At 60.9% G+C, this 5,045-nt stretch carries 5 protein-coding genes; 1 reads left to right on the top strand and 4 read right to left on the bottom strand.

The window, feature by feature from the left end; all coding sequences use genetic code 11:
* Positions 1-1,877: phosphodiesterase DibA (gene dibA, locus AAAB16_RS24500; RefSeq protein ID WP_340665692.1), on the top strand; the 1,877-nt coding region annotated here is incomplete at its 5' end.
* Between the two features lie 129 nt (positions 1,878-2,006).
* Here dibA and AAAB16_RS24495 read toward each other — a convergent pair.
* From AAAB16_RS24495 to ssuD, 4 genes are read right to left on the bottom strand one after another with little or no spacing between them, the layout of a single operon-like run.
* Positions 2,007-2,222, bottom strand: a complete 216-nt coding sequence (locus tag AAAB16_RS24495) for a molybdopterin-binding protein (protein WP_056842174.1) — start codon at positions 2,220-2,222, stop codon at positions 2,007-2,009.
* 37 nt (positions 2,223-2,259) lie between these two features.
* Complete coding sequence (gene ssuB, locus AAAB16_RS24490) at positions 2,260-3,081, bottom strand: aliphatic sulfonates ABC transporter ATP-binding protein (RefSeq protein WP_340665691.1); 822 nt, start codon at positions 3,079-3,081, stop codon at positions 2,260-2,262.
* On the bottom strand, positions 3,078-3,872 hold the full coding sequence (gene ssuC, locus AAAB16_RS24485; RefSeq protein ID WP_340665690.1) for an aliphatic sulfonate ABC transporter permease SsuC: 795 nt from the start codon (positions 3,870-3,872) through the stop codon (positions 3,078-3,080). The genes ssuB and ssuC overlap by 4 nt, the downstream gene beginning before the upstream one ends.
* A gap of 18 nt (positions 3,873-3,890) precedes the next feature.
* A complete protein-coding gene (gene ssuD, locus AAAB16_RS24480) occupies positions 3,891-5,039 on the bottom strand; it encodes an FMNH2-dependent alkanesulfonate monooxygenase (RefSeq protein WP_340665693.1) in 1,149 nt (382 codons plus the stop codon).
* Positions 5,040-5,045 lie beyond the last annotated feature (6 nt).

Genomic DNA, 5,045 nt, shown 5'->3' with positions numbered 1-5,045 from the left:
CCCTACGCATGAATGCCTTACGCCCCACCCTGATCTACCTGCTTCTCGCCGGCCTGTGGGTCGCCCTGACTGACCAATTACTGAGCAAGCTCAGTGCCAGCGTCGGTGACTTTGGCTACTTGAGCATCATCAAGGGCCTGTGTTTCGTTCTGTTTACCGGCGCAATTCTGTTCTACGCCCTGCGTCGCAAGGAGCGCCGCCGCTTGTCGACGGAAAAGGCTTTGCGCGGGCATGTCAGCAATTTGCGCCAGGCCGCGGCGGTATTTGATGCCACCCAAGAGGGCGTGTTGGTCACCGACGCCCAGATGCGCATCACCCACCTCAACCCGGCCTTTACCCGTATCACCGGTTATAGCCTGGACGAAATCATTGGCGGCTCGCCGCAGTTGCTGAAGTCCGGCCGGCATGATCGCGCCTTCTACCAGCGCATGTGGTACGACCTCAGCCATCAAGGCAGTTGGAGTGGCGAGATCTGGAACCGGCGCAAAAACGGCGAAATCTATCCACAGTGGCAGTGCATTCGCGCCATCCATGATGAGCAAGGCGTGGTCAGTCACTACGTGGCGGTGTTCTCCGATATCAGCCTGCTCAAGGAGTCGCAGAAGGAGCTCGACTACCTCGCCCACCACGACCCGCTCAGCAACCTGCCCAATCGATTGCTGTTTGGCGAACGGGTGGCCCGTGCCCTGCGCGATGATCAACCCGGTGGTGCGGTGCTGTTGATTGATCTCGACCATTTCAAACATATCAACGAAAGCCTCGGTCACAACGCCGGCGATGAATTACTCAAAGCCGCCAGTGAACGCCTGCAACGCTTACTGCAAAGCGGTATGACCCTGGCGCGCCTGGGCGGCGATGAGTTCGGCTTACTGCTGGAGAACTCCCCGCAGCCAGAACAGGCAGCAGGCCTCGCCGAACAATTGCTCCATGCCCTGCGCCAGCCATTTACCATCGACGGCCATGAACTGTTTATCGGCGCCAGCGTCGGCATCAGCCTGTTTCCTGCCGACGCCCAGAGCGTCGAGCAAGTGATGCGCAACGCCGACTCCGCCCTGTTCAAAGCCAAAAGCAGCGGTCGCGCCACCTACGCCTTTTACAGCCAGGAGCTGACCAGCCTGGCACGTCAACGCGTGGAGCTGGGCGCGCAGTTACACCAAGCCTTGGAGCAGCAGCAACTGCGGGTGTTTTACCAACCGATTTATGGCCTGCAAGACGGCAAGTTGCTAGGCGTTGAAGCCCTGGTGCGCTGGCAACATCCGGAGCGTGGCCTGGTGCCGCCTGACCAGTTCATTCCGATTGCCGAAGAAAGCGACCTGATTGGCAGCATTGACGCCTGGGTGCTGGCCCAGGCCTGCGAGCAGATGACGGCGTGGCAGCGGCAAGGCCTGAACCTGGAGTTTATGTCGGTGAACGTTTCCAGCCGCATATTCAGCCACGGCAAGCTCGACAGTCTGGTTACCGAAGTGCTGGCCGCCAGCGGTCTCAACGCCGCGTTTCTGGAGCTGGAAATTACCGAGAGCGCGGTAATGCAAGACGCCGATGCCGCCCTGCAGCTGATGCAGCGTCTGCGCGCCTTAGGCGTGCGTTTGGCCATTGATGATTTTGGTACCGGCTACTCGTCACTGGCACGGCTCAAACGCATGCCCGTGCAAAAGCTCAAGCTCGACCAGAGTTTTGTTCGCGGGCTACCGGCCGACCACGACGATGCCGCCATCACCCGTGCGGTGATTGCGTTGGGTCATAGCCTAGGTTTGCAGGTGCAAGCGGAAGGCATTGAAGACGCCAGCCAAGCGGCCTTTTTACAGGGCTTAGGCTGCGAGTTGGGGCAAGGGTATTTGTATGGCAGGCCGCAGCCCGCAGAGGCGTTAAAACCGTAGGGTGTGCCGGCACACCCTACGGGAGATTTCCGCTGGCTTTTGTAGGGTGTGCTACGCGCACCAAGCGGCCGCACGGCAGACGCAAGGAGCGCCCCCGTACGCAGACGGGAAAACCCAACAAACGCAGCCTCAGAGTTTGGCAATCGACACTTCGGTCGACTTAACAAAGGCAATAACTTCACTGCCCACGCCCAGTTCCAGCTCTTTAACCGAACGGGTGGTGATTACCGAGGTAACGATGCCGGAAGCGGTTTGTACGTCGATTTCCGACAGTACGTCGCCCAGTACGATTTCCTTGATGGTGCCTTTGAATTGGTTACGGACGTTGATCGCTTTAATAGTCATGGTGTTTCTCCTGGTACTTGGTTTTCAGAGGGTTTGATTACAAGGCCCAACGCAGTTGCGTGGGCAAGGGTGAAACAGGTTCGGGTGGCGGCGGGCCGGCGGGAATTTGCAGCACGCGGTTAAGTACTTCCGCTTCCAGTGCCGCCAGCCGTGCTGAGCCGCGCTGACGGGGACGCGCCAGTTGCACCGGCAGGTCCAGGCCAACGTGGCCGTCTTCAATCAAGATCACGCGGTCGGCAATCGCTACCGCTTCACTGACGTCGTGGGTCACCAGCAGCACGGTAAAACCATGCTTCTGCCACAGGCCTTCAATTAGTTGCTGCATCTCGATGCGGGTCAGGGCATCCAGAGCACCCAGCGGTTCGTCCAACAGCAACAGGCGCGGTTGGTGAATCAGCGCGCGGGCCAAGGCCACACGCTGCTTCTGCCCGCCCGACAAGGCCGCCGGCCATTCGTGGGCACGCTCGGCCAAGCCGACGGCTTGCAAAGCGTCCAAGGCGCGACCACGCCAATCGCCACTCAGGCCCAGGCCAACGTTGTCGATCACGCGTTTCCACGGCAGCAAACGCGAGTCCTGGAACATCAGGCGGGTATCTTCGCGGGCGTCATTCAGCGGCGCAGAACCGGCAAGCAAGGCGCCGCTGGTGGGCGTATCCAGCCCTGCCAACAAACGCAGCAAGGTGCTTTTACCGCAGCCACTGCGACCGACCACGGCGACGAATTGCCCGGCCGGAATCAGCAGCTCGATGTCGTGCAACACCTCGCGCTCACCGAACGATTTATGCAGGCCGCGCACCGCCAGGGGGATACCGCCTTTAAGGTGCTGCGGCGCCACGCCAGTAGGGTTGAATGCGTTCATGCGGCACCGCCTTTTTTCACTTGATAGGCGGGGTGCCAGCGCAACCACACACGTTCCAACGTACGGGCCGTGGTGTCGGCCAATTTGCCCAGCAGGGCGTAGAGCAGAATCGCCACCACCACGACATCGGTCTGCAAGAATTCACGGGCGTTCATGGCCAGGTAACCGATGCCCGAGCTGGCGGAAATCGTCTCCGCCACAATCAGCGTCAGCCACATAAAGCCCAGGGCAAAACGCACGCCGACCAGAATTGAGGGCAAGGCGCCCGGCAAAATCACCTGGCGGAATAGGCCAAAACCAGACAGGCCATAGCTACGCGCCATTTCCACCAACGCCGGGTCGACGTTGCGAATGCCGTGGTAGGTGTTCAGGTAAATCGGGAACACCGTGCCCAAGGCAACCAGGAAAATCTTTGCCGACTCATCAATACCGAACCACAAGATCACCAGCGGAATCAGCGCCAGGTGTGGCACGTTGCGGATCATCTGCACCGTGCTGTCGAGGAAGCGTTCACCCCACTTCGACAGGCCGGTGATAAAGCCCAAGGTCAGGCCGATGCTGCCGCCAATGGCAAAGCCAATGCCGGCGCGCCAGCCGCTGATGGCCAGGTGGTGCCAAATGTCGCCGCTGCTGACCAGGGCCACCGCGGCGTCAAACACGGCGCTGGGCGCCGGCAGAATTCGCGTCGACAGCCAACCAGCGACTACCGCCAGTTGCCAGATCGCCAGCAGCGCCAGCGGCAGCACAAAGGGCGCTACACGGCTGAGAAGGTTATTTATGGGTTTGCTCATGTCGTCATCCCTGGCCGCTTAGCTCGCCGACACTGCTTTGGGCAGCACGTCGTTGGCGATCATTTCGCCAAACGGGCTCACGTAATTGGCGCCTTCAGGGCGTTGTGGACGGGCCACATCCAAATGCGGGAACAACAGCTCGGCCACGCGGTACGACTCTTCCAAGTGCGGGTAGCCGGAGAAAATAAAGGTGTCGATACCCAGGTCCGCATATTCCTTAACCCGTGCCGCCACGGTTGGGCCGTCGCCCACCAACGCCGTACCGGCACCGCCACGCACCAGGCCCACGCCGGCCCACAGGTTGGGGCTGACTTCGAGGTTGTCTTTGCTGCCGCCATGCAGCGCCGCCATGCGTTGCTGGCCAACCGAATCAAAGCGCGACAGCGAGGCTTGCGCGCGGGCGATGGTGTCGTCGTCGACATGGGAAATCAGGCGGTCAGCGGCGGCCCAGGCTTCTTCATTGGTTTCGCGCACGATTACATGCAGGCGAATACCGAAGCGCACAGTGCGGCCATGCTGGGCGGCCTTTTCGCGCACTTGGGCGATTTTTTCCGCCACGGCTGCTGGCGGCTCGCCCCAGGTCAGGACCATTTCTACCTGCTCGGCGGCCAGGTCTTGCGCAGCGCCGGAGGAGCCGCCGAAGTACAACGGCGGACGCGGTTGTTGCAGCGGCGGATAGAGCAGCTTGGCGCCTTTTACGCTGATGTGTTTGCCGTCGTAATCAACGGTCTCGCCTTCCAGCACACGGCGCCAGATACGGGTGAATTCCACGGAGGCTTCGTAACGTTCTTCGTGGCTGAGGAACAGGCCATCGCCGGCCAGCTCGTCAGGGTCACCGCCAGTGACCAAGTTAAACAGGGCACGGCCATTGGACAGACGATCCAAGGTTGCCGCCTGCCGCGCAGCAACGGTCGGCGAAATAATGCCGGGGCGCAGCGCGACGAGAAATTTAAGGTGGGTGGTCACCGGAATCAGCGATGCCGCCACCAGCCAGGAATCTTCACAGGACCGCCCCGTCGGGATCAGCACGCCACCAAACCCAAGGCGGTCAGCCGCCTGGGCAATCTGTTGCAGGTAGCCGTGATCGACCGCGCGAGCGCCCGTAGCGGTGCCAAGGTAATGACCGTCGCCGTGGGTGGGAAGAAACCAGAAAATGTTCAAGCTCATGGGAGT

Source organism: Pseudomonas sp., from assembly GCF_037994325.1.
GTDB lineage: Bacteria > Pseudomonadota > Gammaproteobacteria > Pseudomonadales > Pseudomonadaceae > Aquipseudomonas.
This window is presented reverse-complemented; position numbering and strand designations above follow the sequence as displayed.

Coding starts and splice junctions, on each gene's coding strand:
- ssuC (WP_340665690.1), bottom strand. CDS start 3,872: ATGAGCAAACCCATAAATAACCTTCTCAGCCGTGTAGCGCCCTTTGTG.
- AAAB16_RS24495 (WP_056842174.1), bottom strand. CDS start 2,222: ATGACTATTAAAGCGATCAACGTCCGTAACCAATTCAAAGGCACCATC.
- ssuB (WP_340665691.1), bottom strand. CDS start 3,081: ATGAACGCATTCAACCCTACTGGCGTGGCGCCGCAGCACCTTAAAGGC.
- ssuD (WP_340665693.1), bottom strand. CDS start 5,039: ATGAGCTTGAACATTTTCTGGTTTCTTCCCACCCACGGCGACGGTCAT.